General features: G+C 68.5%; 16 protein-coding genes. 7 read left to right on the top strand and 9 right to left on the bottom strand.

Features of this window, described 5'->3' with window-relative positions; genetic code table 11:
• Positions 1-17 precede the first annotated feature (17 nt).
• Genes AB0J95_RS23070 through AB0J95_RS23055 form a run of 4 tightly spaced genes read right to left on the bottom strand, consistent with a single transcriptional unit; the run spans position 18 to position 5,013 of the window.
• Entirely contained in the window at positions 18-1,490 is a 1,473-nt protein-coding gene (locus tag AB0J95_RS23070; RefSeq protein WP_364761180.1) for an SLC13 family permease, read from the bottom strand.
• Positions 1,491-1,511: 21 nt separating this feature from the next.
• A complete protein-coding gene (locus AB0J95_RS23065; protein WP_364761177.1) occupies positions 1,512-2,141 on the bottom strand; it encodes a bifunctional 4-hydroxy-2-oxoglutarate aldolase/2-dehydro-3-deoxy-phosphogluconate aldolase in 630 nt (209 codons plus the stop codon).
• A complete protein-coding gene (locus tag AB0J95_RS23060) occupies positions 2,142-3,725 on the bottom strand; it encodes a D-aminoacylase (RefSeq protein ID WP_364761174.1) in 1,584 nt (527 codons plus the stop codon).
• A 10-nt stretch (positions 3,726-3,735) separates the two neighbouring features.
• Complete coding sequence (locus AB0J95_RS23055) at positions 3,736-5,013, bottom strand: amino acid deaminase (protein WP_364762138.1); 1,278 nt, start codon at positions 5,011-5,013, stop codon at positions 3,736-3,738.
• 148 nt (positions 5,014-5,161) lie between these two features.
• Here AB0J95_RS23055 and AB0J95_RS23050 point away from each other — a divergent pair, with 148 nt between their 5' ends.
• From AB0J95_RS23050 to AB0J95_RS23030, 5 genes are all read left to right on the top strand, one after another.
• Positions 5,162-6,133 carry a sugar kinase gene (locus tag AB0J95_RS23050; protein WP_364761171.1) on the top strand — a complete coding sequence of 324 codons (972 nt, stop codon included), beginning with the start codon at positions 5,162-5,164 and terminating at the stop codon, positions 6,131-6,133.
• Positions 6,130-6,873: an IclR family transcriptional regulator gene (locus AB0J95_RS23045; protein ID WP_364761169.1), complete on the top strand. Its 744-nt coding sequence runs from the start codon at positions 6,130-6,132 to the stop codon at positions 6,871-6,873. The genes AB0J95_RS23050 and AB0J95_RS23045 overlap by 4 nt, the downstream gene beginning before the upstream one ends.
• 17 nt (positions 6,874-6,890) lie before the next feature.
• Positions 6,891-7,271 carry a RidA family protein gene (locus AB0J95_RS23040; protein ID WP_364761166.1) on the top strand — a complete coding sequence of 127 codons (381 nt, stop codon included), beginning with the start codon at positions 6,891-6,893 and terminating at the stop codon, positions 7,269-7,271.
• Positions 7,272-7,439: 168 nt separating this feature from the next.
• Positions 7,440-8,759 (top strand): GH25 family lysozyme, encoded by a 1,320-nt coding sequence (locus tag AB0J95_RS23035; RefSeq protein ID WP_364761163.1) that lies wholly within the window; start codon positions 7,440-7,442, stop codon positions 8,757-8,759.
• Between the two features lie 63 nt (positions 8,760-8,822).
• Positions 8,823-9,551, top strand: coding sequence for a D-Ala-D-Ala carboxypeptidase family metallohydrolase (locus AB0J95_RS23030; RefSeq protein WP_364761160.1), 729 nt, complete (start codon positions 8,823-8,825; stop codon positions 9,549-9,551).
• A 53-nt stretch (positions 9,552-9,604) separates the two neighbouring features.
• Here AB0J95_RS23030 and AB0J95_RS23025 read toward each other — a convergent pair whose 3' ends face one another.
• On the bottom strand, positions 9,605-10,561 hold the full coding sequence (locus tag AB0J95_RS23025; RefSeq protein WP_364761157.1) for a helix-turn-helix domain-containing protein: 957 nt from the start codon (positions 10,559-10,561) through the stop codon (positions 9,605-9,607).
• 110 nt (positions 10,562-10,671) lie between these two features.
• Positions 10,672-11,061, bottom strand: coding sequence for a hypothetical protein (locus tag AB0J95_RS23020; RefSeq protein ID WP_364761155.1), 390 nt, complete (start codon positions 11,059-11,061; stop codon positions 10,672-10,674).
• 68 nt (positions 11,062-11,129) lie between these two features.
• On the opposite strand from AB0J95_RS23020, the gene AB0J95_RS23015 reads away from it, so the two are divergent.
• Complete coding sequence (locus AB0J95_RS23015; protein ID WP_364761153.1) at positions 11,130-11,996, top strand: aminoglycoside phosphotransferase family protein; 867 nt, start codon at positions 11,130-11,132, stop codon at positions 11,994-11,996.
• Here AB0J95_RS23015 and AB0J95_RS23010 read toward each other — a convergent pair.
• From AB0J95_RS23010 to AB0J95_RS23000, 3 genes are read right to left on the bottom strand one after another with little or no spacing between them, the layout of a single operon-like run.
• Positions 11,977-13,089 (bottom strand): aminotransferase class I/II-fold pyridoxal phosphate-dependent enzyme, encoded by a 1,113-nt coding sequence (locus tag AB0J95_RS23010; protein ID WP_364761150.1) that lies wholly within the window; start codon positions 13,087-13,089, stop codon positions 11,977-11,979. The genes AB0J95_RS23015 and AB0J95_RS23010 overlap by 20 nt on opposite strands.
• Positions 13,079-13,675, bottom strand: a complete 597-nt coding sequence (locus AB0J95_RS23005) for a PAS domain-containing protein (RefSeq protein ID WP_364761147.1) — start codon at positions 13,673-13,675, stop codon at positions 13,079-13,081. Before AB0J95_RS23005 ends, AB0J95_RS23010 begins: the two co-directional genes overlap by 11 nt.
• 43 nt (positions 13,676-13,718) lie before the next feature.
• Positions 13,719-14,528 (bottom strand): IclR family transcriptional regulator, encoded by an 810-nt coding sequence (locus tag AB0J95_RS23000; protein WP_364761144.1) that lies wholly within the window; start codon positions 14,526-14,528, stop codon positions 13,719-13,721.
• Positions 14,529-14,681: 153 nt separating this feature from the next.
• Here AB0J95_RS23000 and AB0J95_RS22995 point away from each other — a divergent pair, with 153 nt between their 5' ends.
• Positions 14,682-16,238 (top strand): FAD-binding oxidoreductase, encoded by a 1,557-nt coding sequence (locus AB0J95_RS22995; protein WP_364761141.1) that lies wholly within the window; start codon positions 14,682-14,684, stop codon positions 16,236-16,238.
• The last annotated feature ends 234 nt before the right edge of the window (positions 16,239-16,472 follow it).

Below are 16,472 nucleotides of genomic sequence, written 5' to 3'. Positions count from 1 at the left end.
GTCCTCTCTGGTGCGGGCTAGACGAAGATCATCAATATCGCTGCCATGGCGAAGCCGACCAGCGACAAGATGGTTTCCAGCACTGTCCAGGTCTTCAGCGTGTCCTTCACCGAGATGCCGAAGTACCTCGACACGATCCAGAACCCGCCGTCGTTGACGTGCGAGGCGATGATGCTGCCCGCGCAGATGGCGGCCACGATGAGCGCGAGCTGCGCTTGGGAGTAGCCGACGTCGGCGACGGTCGGTCCGATGATGGCGGCGGAGGCGGCGATCGCGGCGGTGGCGGACCCTTGGGCGATCCGCAGGCCACAGGCGATGACATAGGCGGCGACGAGCACGGGCAGCCCGGCGTCGTCGAGGGTTTGCTTGACGGCGTTGCCGATGCCGGTCTCGGTCAGCACGCGGCCGTAGAACGCGCCCGCGCCGACCACCAGCAGGATCATGGCGACCGGCCGCAGCGAGGCGTTGGCCAGTTCGGACACCTTGACCCGGGAGATCCCGCGCCGGTAGCCCAGCAGCCAGAACGCCAGCAACACTGCGATGGTCAACGCGACCGCGGGCGTGCCGAAGAAGTTCGCGATGCCGGCGGCGGTGCTGCCCTTGGGCAGCCAGATGCTGCCGAACGTGCCCGCGAGGATCAGCAGCAGCGGCACCGCGATGATCCACCCGACCAGCGACAACGGCGGCTCGTCGCGTTCCGGCTCAACGGGTTCGACGGCATCCCCGCCGGTCGTCCCGCCGCCACCGGCGCCGGTCCCGCTGTCACCGCCGGTCCCGCTGTCGCCACCGCCGCCGACCTTGGCCGCGGCCAGCATCTCCTCGGGAACCGGGATGTACAGGCGCTTGCCGATCCACGACGAGAACAGCACACCGCCGACGAACCACGCGGGGATCGCGCAGGCCGCGCCCATCAGGATCACCCAGCCGAGGTCCACGTGCAGCAGACCGGCGGCGGCCACCGGACCTGGGTGCGGCGGCAGGAACGCGTGCGTGACCGACAGACCGGCGATCAGCGGCAGGCAGTACAGCAGGATCGACTTCTTGCCCTGCGCGGCCGCCACGTACACCAGCGGCGCCAGCACGAAGATGCCGATGTCGAAGAACACCGGGATGCCGAAGATCAACCCGGCCAGGCCCATCGCCAGCGGCGCCCGGTTCTCACCGACGGCCTTGAGCAGCGCTCGGGTGAGCACATGGGCACCGCCGGAGGCCTCGAGAATGGCGCCCAGCAACGTACCCAGGCCGATGATCACGGTGATGTGGCCGAGGATCCCGCCGAAACCGAGTTCCAGGATCGAGTTCGCCGAGCCCTGCGCGGTGCCGACCAGCTTGGCCACCGGCATGCCCTGTGCGAGCGCGGTGAGCAGGCCCACCACGAGCAGGGCGATGAAGGGCTCCATCTTCGCCCAGATGATCAGGGTCAGCAGCAACGCGATGCCGACCGCGGCGAGCAGTAGTAGCCCGCCTGTGGAGTGTTGCAACCAGTTCAAGGGGACGGCTCCCTTGCATTGTCAGGGCCGCGCCGTGGCGACGGCGTCGACGAACTCACGTGCCCGCAGGGCGATTTCGGTCAGCCGCGACTCCGCGGCCAGGGCAGGAGAGACCACGCCGCTGCCCGCGGTGACCGCGAGCGCGCCGGCTTCTAGGTACTCCGTGGCGTTGGCGGTGGTGATGCCGCCGGTCGCCACCAAAGGAATGCCCGGGTAGGGGCCGTGCAGGTCCTTGAAGTACGCGGGACCCATTCTGGCTGCCGGGAACACTTTCACCGCGGTGGCGCCTAGCTCCAGCGCGGTGAAGACCTCGGTGGGCGTCATCGCCCCGAGGACGATCGGGATGTCCTGCCGGACCGCCTCGGCGGCGACCTCGGGCCGCAAGCCGGGGGTCAGCAGGAACTTGGCGCCCGCGTTGATCGCGTCGCGGGTGTTCTGCTCGGTCATCACCGTGCCCGCGCCCAGGACCAGTCCCTCCACTTTGGACGCCTGTTCGATCAGCTTGGGCGCGTCCGGGGTGGTGAACGAGAACTCCACGATCGGCAGGCCCGCCTCGACCAATGTGGACCCGATGCCCACCGGGTCGGGCATGGCGTCCGCGCGGATGATGCACAGCGAACGCCAGGCGGACAGTTCGGCGATCAGGTCCATTCAGGCTCCCGGGTTGCGGATCGAGTGACCGGCCAGTGCGCCGGTGTGCGTGCCGTCGTCGATCACGGGTACCCCGTTGACCAGCACGTAGGGGATACCGGCGGCGGGCTGCCGCGGTTGGTCGAAGGTGGCGGTGTCGGCGACCGTGTCCGGGTCGAACAGCACCAGGTCGGCCGCGTAGCCCTCGCGGACCAGGCCGCGGCCGGCCATGCGCAACCGGTTGGCAGCGCGGCCGGTCAGGTGCGCGATGCACTCCTCCAGGTCCAGAACGCCCAGCTCACGGACATATCTGGCGAGGTAGCGCGGGAACGTGCCCCAGGCGCGCGGGTGCGGGCGTTCGCCGACCAGCAGCCCGTCGCTGCCGCCGGTGTGCGCCGGGTGTTTCATGATCGCCTGGACGTTGGCCTCGTGCCCGACGTGCATGAGACACGAGGTACCCAGCCGTTCGGCCACCAGAACGTCGAAGTACAGGTCCGACGGCGGCTTCCCGGCGGTCCGGGCCGACTCGGCGACGCTGTGCCCGACCAGGTGCGAGTTCTCCGCCCGGCGGACGCCGTTGATCTCGATGGACTGCCAGTCGACCGGCACGCCGTGGCAGCCGTCCGAGCCGACTTCCTCGATGTCCACCCGGATCCGTTCGCGAGTGTCCGGATCGGACAGTCGCGCGATGGTCACGTCCGGCCCGCCCTCGGTGGACCAGCTGGGCAGCAACGCCGAAAGGTACGTGGCCCCGGGCAGGTAGGGGTACGTGTCCAGGGTGATGTCGCAGCCGTCGGCGATCGCGTTGTCCAGCAACGACAACAGCTCGCCCGCCCGGCCCTCGTTGACCGGGAAGTTCATCGTGGCGTGCGCCAGGTGCAGCGGGCAGCCTGAGCGCCGCGACACGTCCACCATCTCGGCGTACGCTTCCAGCGCACCTGCGCCGTAGCTGCGGTGGTGCGGGCTGTAGTAGCCGCCGTGCCGGCCGACGACCTCGCACAACGCGATCAGTTCGTCGGTGTCCGCGTACATCCCAGGCGTGTAGGTCAGCCCGGAGGACAGGCCCATGGCGCCCTCGGCGAGTCCTTGCGCCACAACGGCCCGCATCTTGTCCATTTCGGACTCGGTGGGCCGCCGCGCCTCCCAGCCGACCACGAGCATCCGGATCGTGCCCTGCGGCAACAGATAGGCCGCGTTCACCGCGATGCCCTGATCCAGGCGATCGAGGTATTCGCCGACACTGCGCCAGTTCCAGTCGAACCCGGCCGGATCGTCGTTCCAGCCCGCCAGTTGCGCGCGTAGGCCTTCGAGGGTGGTGTCGTCGACCGGCGCGTACGACAGGCCATCCTGGCCGTAGACCTCGGTCGTCACGCCTTGTGAGACCTTGGCCAAATGGTCCGGCTTCGCCAGGACCTGCAGGTCCGAGTGCGAGTGCATGTCGATGAACCCGGGTGCCAGCACCAAGCCGGCCGCGTCGATCACCCGGGTGGCGGCCAGCTTCTGGCCGATGGCCGCGATCCGGCCCGCCGCTAAGCCCACATCCGCCTGGTAGCGGGGTGCTCCGGTGCCGTCGACCACCGTCGCCCCGCGGAACACGATATCCATTCCCGGCTCCTCAGAAGTACGTGCGGATCAAGTCGACCACGGTCTCGCCGTCCGCGCTGGTCGCCGGGATCAGCTGCCACTTGTCGAACACCGTGCACGGGTGCGACAGGCCCATGCCGATCCAGTCGCCGACCTCGACCTGGGCACCGGGACCGATGGCCAGGAACGAGTGCTGGTCGTTCATCGCGGTGATCTCGCAGCCGGTCAACGGTTTCACCTCGCCCCGCGCCCGGATCAGCTGTGGCTCAGGCAGTCCCTCGTCGAACGAGGCGTCCCGCTTGCCGATGGTCAGCAGCGCCAGGTCGTCCTGCGGCTTGGAGGTCACCTGCGCCCAGGCCCGCAGCGCCGGCCGGAAATGCTCGACTCCGGGGATCCGGGCATGGTCGCCGAGCGGGGAGATCTCCCGGTAGAAGCCGTCGTCGTGGGTGATGTACGCGCCGCTGCGCAGGATCGGCAGCACCGGCAGGCCGCCGGGCCACGGCTGGGTCAGCGAGTCGGCGACGTGGTCGAAGTACGCGCTGCCGCCGACGGTCACGATCACCCGGTCGAGGTCGTCGAAGTGCCCAGCCAGCGCGGCGGTCAACTCGCGGACGGCGTTGAGGTAGCCGTCGATCTTGGCCAGCGCCTGGTCCGAGGCGTCATGCGCGAGCGAGCCCTCGTAGCCGCCGACGCCGACCAGCCGCAGCGCCGGGCTGGCGGCGACCGCGTCCGCGACCTCGATCGCGGCGGCCTGGGTGCGCGCGCCGGTCCGGCCACCGGACGCGCCGAGCTCGACGATCACGTCGACCGGCCGGGTTCCGCCCAGCGCCTCGGTCATCAGCTCGACGCTGCGCACGGAGTCCACCCAGGAGGAGAATTCCAGCTCCGGGTGCTGGTCCAGTTCCGCCGACAGCCAGCGCAACGCGGACGGGTCGACAAGCTGGTTCGCCATCAGGATCCGGTTCACGCCGAACGCCCGGTACACCCTCAGCTGGCTGGCGTTCGCCGTGGTCAAGCCCCATGCCCCGTGGTCGAGGATGCGCTGGAACAGCTGCGGCGCCATCGTCGTCTTGCCGTGCGGCGCGAGCGCGATACCCCTGGATTCGCACCAACGGGCCATGGTCGCGAGGTTGTGCTCGATGGCATCGTTGTCCAGCACCACCAGCGGGCCGACGAACCCGTCCGCGAACAGGTTCGGCCGGGTCGCCAGCGCCTCGGACACGGTCCTGCCGGACCACCCGGCCGGCATGCCCTTGAAGCGCCAGTCGATCCGTTCACCGCCGAGCCGCGTCACGGCCTCGGTGTCCATCCCCGCCATCAGACCCTCCATTGCGTCTTTTGCAACGGCTATTGCGCGATGTGCTGTTGGGGTGTGTAGCATCCGAGTCGCCGCCAGGTCAACGTCACGACAAGGACACAGCCCCGATCCGCCGAGGGGCTTGGAGGGATGGGAACCGGTGCAGACCGAGGTGCTGTGTCTGGGGGAGTCGATGGCACTGTTCGTGCCGGGTGAACCGGGACCGGTCGAGCAGGTCAGGACGTGGATCCGGACGGTCGGCGGGGCGGAGTCGAACGTCGCCTGCAACCTGGCCCTGCTGGGTTTACGCGCGCAGTGGGTGAGCGCCGTCGGGGACGACGCGTTCGGCAGGGCGGTGGTCGCCGACGTGGCCGCGAAGGGCGTGGACGTGTCCACCGTGCAGGTCGACCCGCTGCGGCCAACAGGCTTGTACGTCAAGGAAAGCAGCGCAGGCGGCAGTCCGGTGCGCTACTACCGGCGCGGGTCCGCCGCCTCCGGCATGGGCCCGAAGCTGATGGCGAAACTGCAGCTCGACGGCGTGCGTGTAGTGCATGTGAGCGGGATCAACGCGGGACTGTCGGACAGCTGCCTTGAACTGATGCGAGCCCTGGTCGCCGCGCCCCGGGTGACCCACCGGCTGTCGTTCGACCTGAACTGGCGGCCCAAACTGTGGGCCGACCGCGACCCGTCGGTGCTACGCGAGATCGCCAACGCGGCGGACATCGTGTTCGCCGGTGATGACGAGGCCGAGCTGGTCTGGGGAGTGACCTCACCAGCGGAGATCCGCAAGCTGCTGCCCGAGCCGGCGACCCTCGTGATCAAGCACGGCGAGCGGGGTGCGACCCTGGTGGAGGACGGCGTCGAGCTGTTCCAGCCGGCGTTGCGGGTGGACGTCGTGGAGCCGGTCGGCGCCGGGGACGCGTTCGCGGCCGGGTTCCTCAACGCGACCCTGGCCGGGGAGTCCCCCGTGCGGAGGTTGCGCTCGGGACACCTGCAGGCCGCCGTCGCCCTGCGGACGCATGATGACGTCGGTACCCCGTTGCCGGCCGAGGTGGTCGCCTCGCTGCTCGACGCCGACGCCGCGACTTGGGCCGCCACCCACCTGACCGACCAGGGAGTGCGACGACAATGAGCCAGAGTCTGGACCGGGCGCTGACCCTGCTGTCGGGGCTGGCCGAGGGCCCGAAGACGCTCGACGACCTCGCCGAGGCGATCGGCGTGCACAAGTCGACCGTGCTGCGGCTGCTGCGCACGCTGGAGTCGCACCGGTTCGTCCAGCGTGACGGGGTGCGTTACTACCGCTTGGGGACGGCCCTGTTCGACCTCGCGCACCGGTCGCTGGAGGACCGGGACGTGCGGCGCAGCGTCGAACCCGCGCTGCGGGAACTCAATGCGCTGACCGGGCACACCGTGCACCTGGCGTCCTATGAGGACGGTGAGGTGGTGTACATCGACAAGTTCGAGTCCCGCCACCAGGTCCGGATGTACTCGCGGATCGGCAAACGCGCGCCGCTGCACTGCACCGCGGTGGCCAAGATCCTGGTGTCGGCCCTACCGGAGGCGCAGCGCCGGGAGATCGCCGCGGGCATCACGTACACGAAGCTCACCGAGAACACGCTGGTCACGCCGGAGGCGTACCTCGCCGAACTGGCCAAGGTCGCCGAGCGCGGCTACGCGATCGACAACTCCGAGCACGAGGACTTCATCCACTGCATCGCCGCACCCATCCGCGGCGCCCGCGGCGAGGTGCTCGCCGCCATGTCGTTGTCCGTGCCGCAGGTCCTGCTGGACCTCGACGGGTTGCTGGGACTGGTCCCGGACCTGCTGCGCGCGGCCGAGAAGGCGTCCGCCGAGTGCGGATTTCACCGATAGGAAGGAAACCCTCAGAAATGGCCAGGACCTTCATCCACCCGGACGGCGCCGTCAAGCCCGCCGTGCCCCTTTCGCACGGCGTCCGCAAAGGCAACATCCTCCAGGTGGCCGGCCAGGTCGCGTTCGACCCGAAAACCGGTGACGTCGTCGGCACCAATGTCGCCGAGCAGACCAAACAGGTCCTCAGCAACGTCCAGTCGGTGCTCGAGGCGGCGGGTTCCTCGTTGGCCGACGTCGTGATGTTGCGCGTTTACCTCACCGACGTGGCGCACTTCGCGGACATGAACGCCGCCTACGCCGAATACCTCGGCGGCGATTTCCCCGCCCGCACCACCGTCTACGTCGGCCTCCCACCCGGCCTCCTCGTCGAGATCGACGCCCTGGCCGTCCTCGACTGACGCCGAGCGTCCCTCGCTCATCCCGTCACGGTCCCATCTCTGCTGTTCAGCGGGGGTGGGACCGTCCCGTCTGTCCCAATCCGGGACGGCGTTGTTCCGTCGCGCACGTGACACTGCCAGATTGATCCCCGCCGGGGCTTTTCCGGCCCTCCATGTCAAGGGGATCAGATGCGAAAGCTTTGCTGGGTCGTGGTCCTTGCCTTGGCGGCGGCGACGCTTTCCGCGGGTGCCGCCTCGGCGGAACCCATAGCGGTTTGCGGCCATACCACCGCACAACCGACAATTCATCAGGGCGCGACCGGTGATTCGGTCACCGAGGCGCAATGTCAGCTCAATCTCGCGACCAAGGCGAGTAAGTACACGCCTATTGGTGCCGATGGTCAGTTCGGACCGGCGACCGATGCGCGGGTGCGTGTTTTCCAGCGGTGCGCCGGGCTTTCGGTGGACGGTGAGATCGGCGCGCAGACCTGGGGTGCGCTCAATACCTGGTCGGCTCACCCGCGGAAATGTTCACCGACCGGAACACCGGCCACCGCGCAGGCGAAAGTCTGTGGTCTCACCGAAGCACGGCCTTCGTTGCGGAAGGGCGCCAACGGGGTCGAGGTCAAAGAGGTCCAGTGCCGGCTCAACCTGGCGATGGACCCGTGGCACTACGGGCCGCTGGCCATCGACGGTGACTTCGGCGGCGGCACCGAGTCCCGCGTGATCGCGTTCCAGCACTGCGTCAACCTCGGCGCGGATGGCGTCGTCGGACCGAACACCTGGGCCAAGCTGACCGACTGGTCGTCGCGCAACGCCTACTGCGCGCCGCCCAAGCCCGCCGGGTACGCGATCGACGGCGTGGACACCGCGAAGTACCAGCACCCCGGCGGCGCCGCGATCAACTGGACCGCGGTCAAGGCGTCCGGTGTCGAGTTCGCGACCGTCAAGGCGACGCGCGGGCTCAACGTCACCGACGAGTACCTCGCCACCGACCTGCCGACGGCCCGAAACGCCGGTCTGGCCGTTGCGCCGTACCACTTCTACACCGGTTCGGCGGCCAACACCGGTGCCGCACAGGCGGACCGGTTCATCGCCGCGGTCAAAGCCACCGGGTACACCGGGAAACGAGCGGGCGACCTGCCCCCGGTGTTCGACCTGGAACGGATGGACGACGGCTCCGGCCGCTGCCCGCCGTTCGCCACGGTCACCGACACCAAGGCGTGGCTGGACAAGGTGGAGGCCGCGTTCGGCCGCAGGCCGATCATCTACACGCAGAAGTCCTTTTTGGACGCCTGCATGGGCTCGACCACCGCGTTCGCCGCGTATCCGTTGCAGCTGGCGGACTACCGCCAGTCGATCACCCAGCCGCCGCTGCCCGCGGGCTCGTCGAGCTGGCTGATGTGGCAGTACACCGACGTGGCCGTCCCGGACGGCATCCCGGCGCCGGCGACCGCGGACGTCTTCCACGGCGGCCAGGCCGACCTCGACCGGCTGGCCAACCGCTGAGCACCTCTTCTCCTTCTCCAGATCGCTGAGGCGAAAGGACTTTTCACGATGAGTCGTTGTTCGATGAACCGCCGTGCCGTCCTGCGCGGGGCACTGGTCGCCGGGGCCGGCATCGTGGCCGGGCCGATCGCGCTGGCCGGCGTGGCCAACGCCTACCCGTGGTCCCGTCAGCTGGTCCAGGGCATGACCGGCGCGGACGTGACCGAGCTGCAGATCCGGGTCGCGGGCTGGGCCGCCGACAGCGCCAGCCACAGCCGGGTGAGCATCGACGGTGAGTTCGGCCCGGGCACCGCCGCCGCGGTCCGCCGGTTCCAGGCCGCCTACGGCCTCGGCGCCGACGCCCAGGTCGGCCCGGCCACGCAGGCCGTGCTGAACTCGCTGGAGCAGTCCGACGGCTCCACGGCGCACTTCAACTGGAGCGAGTTCACCGACCGGACCACCGGAACCTTCAACGGCGGCAAGGTAAGCGCGGCAGCGGCGCGCGAGAACGCCCGCCGCTGCATGTACAAGCTGGAAGCCCTGCGCAAGAAGCTGGGCAACAAGCCCATCACGGTGAACTCCGGTTTCCGCAACATCCAGCACAACGCGGAGATCGGCGGCGCCAGCGACAGCATGCACCTCTACGGCACCGCCGCCGACCTGAACGTCCCCGGCGTGGCGAACCGGACCGTCTACCAGAAGGCCGAGACCTGCGGGTTCTCCGGCCTCGAGCGCTACACAGCCGACCACCAGCACGTCGACAGCCGGGCCGACCTCGGCCGCGACTGGTGGTGGGAGAGCGGCACCATCTAGTGTCTCGCGCCGGAACTGGGGGTGAGGCTGGGGACTCCGCCGGGTCCCCAGCCTCACTGCGTCGGTTTCTGCAGCGCCGCCTCGCAGGCGGGCCAGTCGTGGAAGTCGCGGCGGACGGCCCAGAGCCTGTGCGCGGCCTGGATGTTCCAGTCCGGGTCGAACGCGATCCTTGGCGTGCCGCCGAGCTCCTGCAGGCGCGCGTCGGAGATCTGGAAGACGCCCCAGTTGCGGCTGCCGTTGGTGTTCGGCAGCACCCACAGCGGGTCGAGGAACGAGGCGCAGCGCGCGATGGCCACGGCCTTGTCCGGGTCCTCGGTGAACACGGCACGGACCTTCTGCTCGATGGCCGCCGGAGCGGGGACCTCCATGCTGGTCTTCTGGTCGTACAACGCGGTCTTGGTCGGTGCGTCGACCACTCCGCGGGGCGTGATCCCGGCCAGCACCTGGAAGGCGGTGACCCGCTTGAGGGTCTCCGGGCCGAAGTCGCCGTCCACGGTGATCTTCGCGTGCGCGCGGCTGAGCAGGTTCTGCACCTCGGTCACGCACTCGTCGTGCTGCCCCATGCTCACCTGGCTGCACGCGGGGGAGAACAGCAGCCTGCCGTCGGCGGGCTGCTCGGCCGACGGCCGGAAGGTCACCCACGCCACGCCGCCGACCAACAGGATCGCGACCAGGCCCAGGACGATGTACTGGCGGCTGACTTTCGGTTGTTTCTCTTCCTCCGGAGGCGGCGGCTGCTCCACGGCTGCCTCCGGAACGTCTCGTTCCGCGTCGGCCAGCGCCCACAGCTGGTGCAGCTCGCGCAGCTCCTCCGCGCTGGCCCCGCACACCTTCCCGAAGGTGTGCACCACCCGGTAGTCCGTCGGAACGCTGAGGCCCGAGCAGTACCGGTGCAGACTGGATCCGCTGATCCCAGCCTGTTTGCCGAGCCGCTCGAACCCACGCCCGCTGCGGTCCTTCAACATCCGCAGGTAAGCGGCGAACTTCTCCGTCTGCGCAGTCGCTATCACCGGGACACCTCGCTCAGGCCACCGACAACCGTCGAGAAGCTAGCACCGCCCCGCCCGCCTCCGGACCGAGTTGGTCATTCCCTCCGCTATTGGCAACCTCACCCGGGGGCTCAGTAGCCCTGCTCGACGGTCAACGGACCGGTGAGCCAGTTGAGCCGGTGCGGGCCGCCAGTGGGGTAGTCCGAGGCGAGGTGTCTGCGGCCGGTGCCGAGGTTGCTCAGGAAGCTCGTGCTGACGTTCTCACCTGCGGCGATGGCCTCGTCGGCCTCCTCCGGGGTGACCGGGACGATGTCGAAGTACTGGGCGTCGTCGCCGCCGGACCAGTCGACGAACTCGGTGAAGATGGCGATGAACTGCTGCCCGCAGTTGGTGCACCGGCGCACCGAGACGCCGAAGTGTGAGTCCGAGATCAGCCGTTGGGTGATGACCAGGCCACCGCGGCTGTACTCCAGCACGGCCCCCGGGTCCTCGCCGTAACAAGACCCGCATCCGAAGTCCATGTGTTCCCCCTTTCATTGGGTTTGACGCGACGCACCCCCGGCCGGTTGCATGATCCACCATGGCGAGGATGCACACGGACGAAGCGGAGATCGACGTGCCGCTGGTGCGCCGGCTGATCACCGAGCAGTTCCCCCAATGGGCGGACCTGCCGGTGGCGGACGTCATCTCCTCGGGCACGGACAACGCGATGTACCGCCTCGGTGAGGACATGGCGGTGCGGCTGCCGCGGATCCCGTGGGCGGTGCCGAACGTCGACCGGGAGCACGCCTGGCTGCCGAGGCTGGCGGACGAGCTGCCGGTGCCGATCCCGGTGCCGCTCGGCCGCGGCGAACCGGGGGCGGGCTACCCCTGGCCCTGGTCGGTGGTGCGCTGGATGCCGGGGGAGAACCCCTGCTACGCGACCGATCCGCTGGCGCGGGACCTGGCGGACTTCATCCTGGCGCTGCGCCGGATCGACCCGGCGAACGGCCCCCGCCAGGACCGCGGCCGGCCTTTGCGGACCCGCGACGACACGACCCGCAAGGCCATCGACGAGCTGACCGGCATGATCGACACCGCCGCGGTGGCCGAGATCTGGGCCGAGGCGGTCGCGCTGCCCGAGTGGCGGGGACCTGAGCTGTGGTCGCACGGCGACCTGAGCCCCGGCAACGTTCTGGTCCGAAATGGACGGTTGAGCGCAGTGATCGACCTGGCCGGAGCCGGGGTCGGCGACCCCACGGTCGACCTGATCGTCGCCTGGAACCTGTTGCGCGCCGAGGCCAGGGACCTGTTCCGCGAGGCCCTGGACGTGGATGACGTGACGTGGCTGCGCGGGCGCGCCTGGGCCCTGTCGATCGCGCTCATCCAGCTGCCGTACTACCAGCACACCAACCCGCAGCTCGCGGAGAACGCGCGGCACGTGATCCGTGAGGTACTCACCGACGCAGCCGGCTAGCCCACGCCGCCAGCGCCGCCTCGGGCGACCGGCGCCCCACGCCGACCCGGAACCGATCGGCCGGCGTGGGCGTCAGGGCGGACTGGTAGATACTCGCTGGCAGCAGCAGGACCCCTTGCTGCTCAACAAGATCGGCGCACATCCGCTCGACGCCCTCCGGGCCCAGGTATCGCGGGAAGCACACGCACCCGCCCTGCGGCGGCTGCCACTCGAACAGCTCCGGGAACGACGCGAAGAACTCGTCGAACAACGGGATGTTGCCCGCGATGATCTCGCGGTTGCGGCTGAGCAGCTCGTCCCGCGCGCGGAGTCCGATGAGGGCAAGCACTTCGCTGGGCGCGGAGTTGCAGATCGACGTGTAGTGCTTGGCCCGCTCCAGCCGGTCGAGCACTTTCCGGTCCCGGCAGGCGATCCAGCCGATCCGCAGGCCGGGCAGCCCGTACGCCTTGGACATCACGTTCAACGACATCGCCCGCGTGGACAGGTCGGCGGCCTGTGGCAGTGGGTCGTCCTCCAGACCGCGGTAGACCTCGTCGCTGAAGAGGATGATTCCCCTGGAGTCACAGAGCGCCGCTAGTCGTTGCCACGCCTCGAGAGTGGGCAGGGCACCGGTCGGGTTGTTGGGGAAGTTGACCGAGACAATGCGCGTATCCGGCCGGAGGGCAGCCTCCAGGGCGTCGACGTCCAGCGCCCAATTGTCCTCGGCACGCAAAGGAACGCCGGTGACGTCGCAGATGGACAGGGGGATGGTCTCGGCGGCCTGGTAGTTCGGTGTCACCACGACGACGTGGTCCTCGGCGGACAACAGAGTCCGCATGGCGAGGTAGATGCCCTCTTCGGCGCCCGCGAAGCACAGCACGTCCTCGGGGGCGACGTTCGTGTACGTGAGCGCGATCTCCTCGCGCAGGGCTGGCAGGCCGTAGGTCTCGGTGTACCCCAGATGCAACGTGTCCCAACGCTGACGGGCGTCGTCGTCGGCCAGAGCGAGCAGCTCGGGCAGTGACATGGACTCGGCGTCGGAGGCGGTCAGGTGGTAGCGGGCGGCGAACTCCCAGCGCGAGAAGTAGGTCTCCAGCCGGAAATCAGGAAGCATCGGCGCGCACCTCCGCGAGCAGCTGGTAAACCGCCGAGCGGGAGATCCGCATCGCCTGGGCCACCGCGGGAACCGACCGGCGCTGGGCGAAGATCCCGGCCGTGTCGAGCTGCTTCAACAGGGTCAACCGGTCCTGTTTGGACAACCGGTCCAACGGCGTGCCACAGGACCGGACGTAGTCGCCCACAACGGAGTTGAGCGTCTCCGTCCAGTCCCGTTCGTACAGTGCCTGGGGCTGGCCGCTGACCGGCGCGGCGAAGCTCGCGAGCAACCGGGCCGCGTCGTCGAACGCGGTCCGGTCGACGTTCACGCACAACACGTACTGCGGCTGCCCGGAGTCGTCGCGCACGACGGCACTGACGCTGGACAGCCGCCTGCCGTCGGCGAGCGACTTCGGATATGGGCCATAGACGTCCTCGGTGAGCTCGCCGAGCTCACCGAGGAGTGACGCATCCCCAGGTGACCGGCCGGAGAGCGCGTTCCAGATCCCCGCCACCCGGTCGGTGCGGGGATCGTGCAGCACGACCTCCGCGTGCGGGGAGAGCAGGCGGGCGATCGCCTCGCACACCGGTGCCAGCTGGTCCATGGTCTGGACGATACATCCAACGTGGATAAAACGTCCAGAACCGCTACTCGCGGGAGAACTCGGCGGGCAGCTTGGACGAGCCGAACACCCGGGAGATCTCCATGCCGTAGCGCAGCACGACCGGCCCGACCTCACGCACCCGCGCCGGTTTCATCCGGGATGCCAGGCAGGACACCGAAAGCGCGCCGATCACCTCGTCGCTGTGGTCGAAGATGGGCGCCGCGATGCAGCGCACCTCCTCCTCGTTCTCGCGGTCGTCGATGGCGTAGCCACGTCTTCGCACCCGCAGCAGGTCGGCGCGCAGGCTGTCCGGGTCGGACAGGGTCCGGTCGGTGACCGGTCTCAGGCCGCGGTCGATCGCGGCCTGCACCGCCTCTTCGGGCAGCCACGCGAGGATCGCCTTGCCGACCGCCGTCCGGTATGCGGGCACCCGGTTGCCGATCCGGGACGCCATCCGCACGGTGTGGTCGTTCTCGACCTTGTCGATGTAGACGACGTCCGGCGGCTCGTAGACGACGAGGTGACACGTCTCCCCGAGGGCGCGTTGCATGCGGCGCAACGGTTCCGCGGCAACGGTGCGCAGGTCGAGGGACGCGAGGTAGGCCTGGCCGAGGCGCAGCGCGCCGTGACCGAGGCGGAACCAGCCGGTCTGCCGGTCCCGGATCAGCAAGTTTGTGTCGAGCAGGGGAGTTGTCAGGCGCAGCACGCTGCTCTTGCTGATCTTCAGATCCTCGGCGATCCGCGACAGCGGCACGCCTCGGGTCTCGCCCGCCCGTTCCGACACGTAGTGCAGAACGGAGAGCGCACGACGTAACGATGATGACTGGTTACGCGAACTGGGCTGACTGGACACGTGTGAAGCATGACACGTGGTCTGGACCTGTTACGGCTACAAAAACACATTTTGCACTGCACAACACCGAAGCGATCAGGTCGTTGAGGGTTCATCATGATCGTGGCCGGCCGCGGTGCTGGGGATTTGACCGGAGAGCGGGGAGACACGTGAATGAGTGAGGCCGATGACATCCAAGCGGCCACGACGGTCCACCCGGGTGACCCCCAGTACGCCAGCAAGGTTCGGGGCAGCAACCAGCGATGGGCCGGCACCCCCGAAACCGTCCGCCTGGTGAACAGCACCGACCAGGTCGTCGCGGCCGTGCAGGAGGCGGTCACCGCGGGCAAACGCATCGGGATCCGCAGCGGCGGGCACTGCTACGAGGACTTCGCCTACAACGGCACCCACACACTCATCGACGTGTCGGGGCTGAACCAGATCGCCTACGACCCCATTCACAACGCCATCTCAGTGGGCGCGGGTGCGACCCTGATCCAGATCTACGAGACCCTTCACCGGGTTTGGGGCGTGACCATCCCCGGTGGTTCCTGCGCCTCTGTAGGTGCGGGTGGGCACATCACCGGAGGCGGGTATGGCCTTGCGTCGCGCCAGTTCGGCTTGACAGTTGACTATCTGTACGGCGTCGAGGTCGTGACTGTTGACTCCGATGGGCGCGCCAAGGCCATCGTCGCCACTTGTGAAGCCGATGACCCCCACCGGGAGCTGTGGTGGGCGCACACCGGCGGCGGGGGCGGCAACTTCGGTGTGGTGACTCGGTTTCTCTTCGGTGCTCCGGGGATGGATCCGGCCGGGTACCTGCCTCGGCCGCCCGCGGAGATCTTCCTGAGTGCGGTGGCGCTGAACTGGGCGGACGTGACGGAGACCGACTTCACCAGGCTGGTGGACAACTTCGGGAAGTGGCATGAGCGCAACTCCGCGCCGGACTCTGCCTACGCGGGGATCTTCGGCCTGCTGAAGGCGAACAAGAAGACCTGGGACGGCGACGGAAACGTCGCTGGGCAGATCGTTCTGGTCACGCAGGCTGATGGTGCTGTCTCTGGCGCTCGGGGCTTGCTTGACGACTACCTGACCGCGGTGTTCGACGGTGTTGCTGCTCCGCGGGTCAAGATGATCGCCCGGTCGGGTGATCACCCATCCATGCCTGAGTTTCTGGAGCCGCAACGCCTTCCCTGGCTGGATGGCACTTACGCGATGAGTGGCAGCAGCAGTTGGACGTTCTGCGGGGACTACAAGTCGGCCTACCTACGGCGGGGGTATACACCCGCGCAGATCGCGGCTACCTACGAGTGGCTGGCCACGCCGGACTACAACAACCCGAGGGCCCTGGTGCAGATCGACTCGTATGGATGTCGGATCAATGCTGTGGCTCCTGGGGATACTGCTGTGCCGCAGCGGGATTCGGTGTTGAAGTTGCAGTATCAGGTGTATTGGACGGATCCGGCCGAGGAGGCTTTGCATCTTGGGTGGATTCGGGGGTTCTATGGGGCGGTGTATGCGGACACCGGTGGGGTGCCGGTGCCGAATGCCGTGACTGATGGGTGTTACGTGAACTACCCGGATGTTGATCTCGGGGATGGTTCTTTGAACCGGTCTGGGGTGGCTTGGTCTTCGTTGTACTACAAGGGGAACTATCCGCGGTTGCGGCGGGTCAAGGCTGCTTACGATCCGCTCAACGTGTTTTGGCATCGGCAGTCTGTTGAGCCTTAGGTGGTTTTGGCGATGCGTTGCCTTTGGGGGTGTCCTCGCCGGACGGGCTCACCACCTTGAGCTTCGGCTGGGTGGAAAGAGCGCTCGCCGCGCGGCAGCGCCGCCCAGAGGGGGGTTCGGGGCCGTGCCCTGTCCCTCCGGTATGGCCTGCCCGGAGGGAATCACATCTGTCAAGTGGGGGCCGGGTTTCCAGCGGGGTGCCGGTCCGTATGGCTTGGGTGGGTGGTTGGTTTG

The sequence above is a fragment of the Actinocrispum sp. NPDC049592 genome, assembly GCF_040675465.1.
Taxonomy (GTDB): domain Bacteria; phylum Actinomycetota; class Actinomycetes; order Mycobacteriales; family Pseudonocardiaceae; genus Kibdelosporangium.
The sequence above is the reverse complement of the archived record's forward strand: the minus strand, read 5'-3'. Positions and strand labels throughout refer to the sequence as shown.

Coding starts and splice junctions, on each gene's coding strand:
- AB0J95_RS23065 (WP_364761177.1), bottom strand. CDS start 2,141: ATGGACCTGATCGCCGAACTGTCCGCCTGGCGTTCGCTGTGCATCATC.
- AB0J95_RS23060 (WP_364761174.1), bottom strand. CDS start 3,725: ATGGATATCGTGTTCCGCGGGGCGACGGTGGTCGACGGCACCGGAGCA.
- AB0J95_RS23055 (WP_364762138.1), bottom strand. CDS start 5,013: ATGGACACCGAGGCCGTGACGCGGCTCGGCGGTGAACGGATCGACTGG.
- AB0J95_RS23045 (WP_364761169.1), top strand. CDS start 6,130: ATGAGCCAGAGTCTGGACCGGGCGCTGACCCTGCTGTCGGGGCTGGCC.
- AB0J95_RS23040 (WP_364761166.1), top strand. CDS start 6,891: ATGGCCAGGACCTTCATCCACCCGGACGGCGCCGTCAAGCCCGCCGTG.
- AB0J95_RS23035 (WP_364761163.1), top strand. CDS start 7,440: ATGCGAAAGCTTTGCTGGGTCGTGGTCCTTGCCTTGGCGGCGGCGACG.
- AB0J95_RS23030 (WP_364761160.1), top strand. CDS start 8,823: ATGAACCGCCGTGCCGTCCTGCGCGGGGCACTGGTCGCCGGGGCCGGC.
- AB0J95_RS23020 (WP_364761155.1), bottom strand. CDS start 11,061: ATGGACTTCGGATGCGGGTCTTGTTACGGCGAGGACCCGGGGGCCGTG.
- AB0J95_RS23015 (WP_364761153.1), top strand. CDS start 11,130: ATGCACACGGACGAAGCGGAGATCGACGTGCCGCTGGTGCGCCGGCTG.
- AB0J95_RS23010 (WP_364761150.1), bottom strand. CDS start 13,089: ATGCTTCCTGATTTCCGGCTGGAGACCTACTTCTCGCGCTGGGAGTTC.
- AB0J95_RS23005 (WP_364761147.1), bottom strand. CDS start 13,675: ATGGACCAGCTGGCACCGGTGTGCGAGGCGATCGCCCGCCTGCTCTCC.
- AB0J95_RS22995 (WP_364761141.1), top strand. CDS start 14,682: ATGAGTGAGGCCGATGACATCCAAGCGGCCACGACGGTCCACCCGGGT.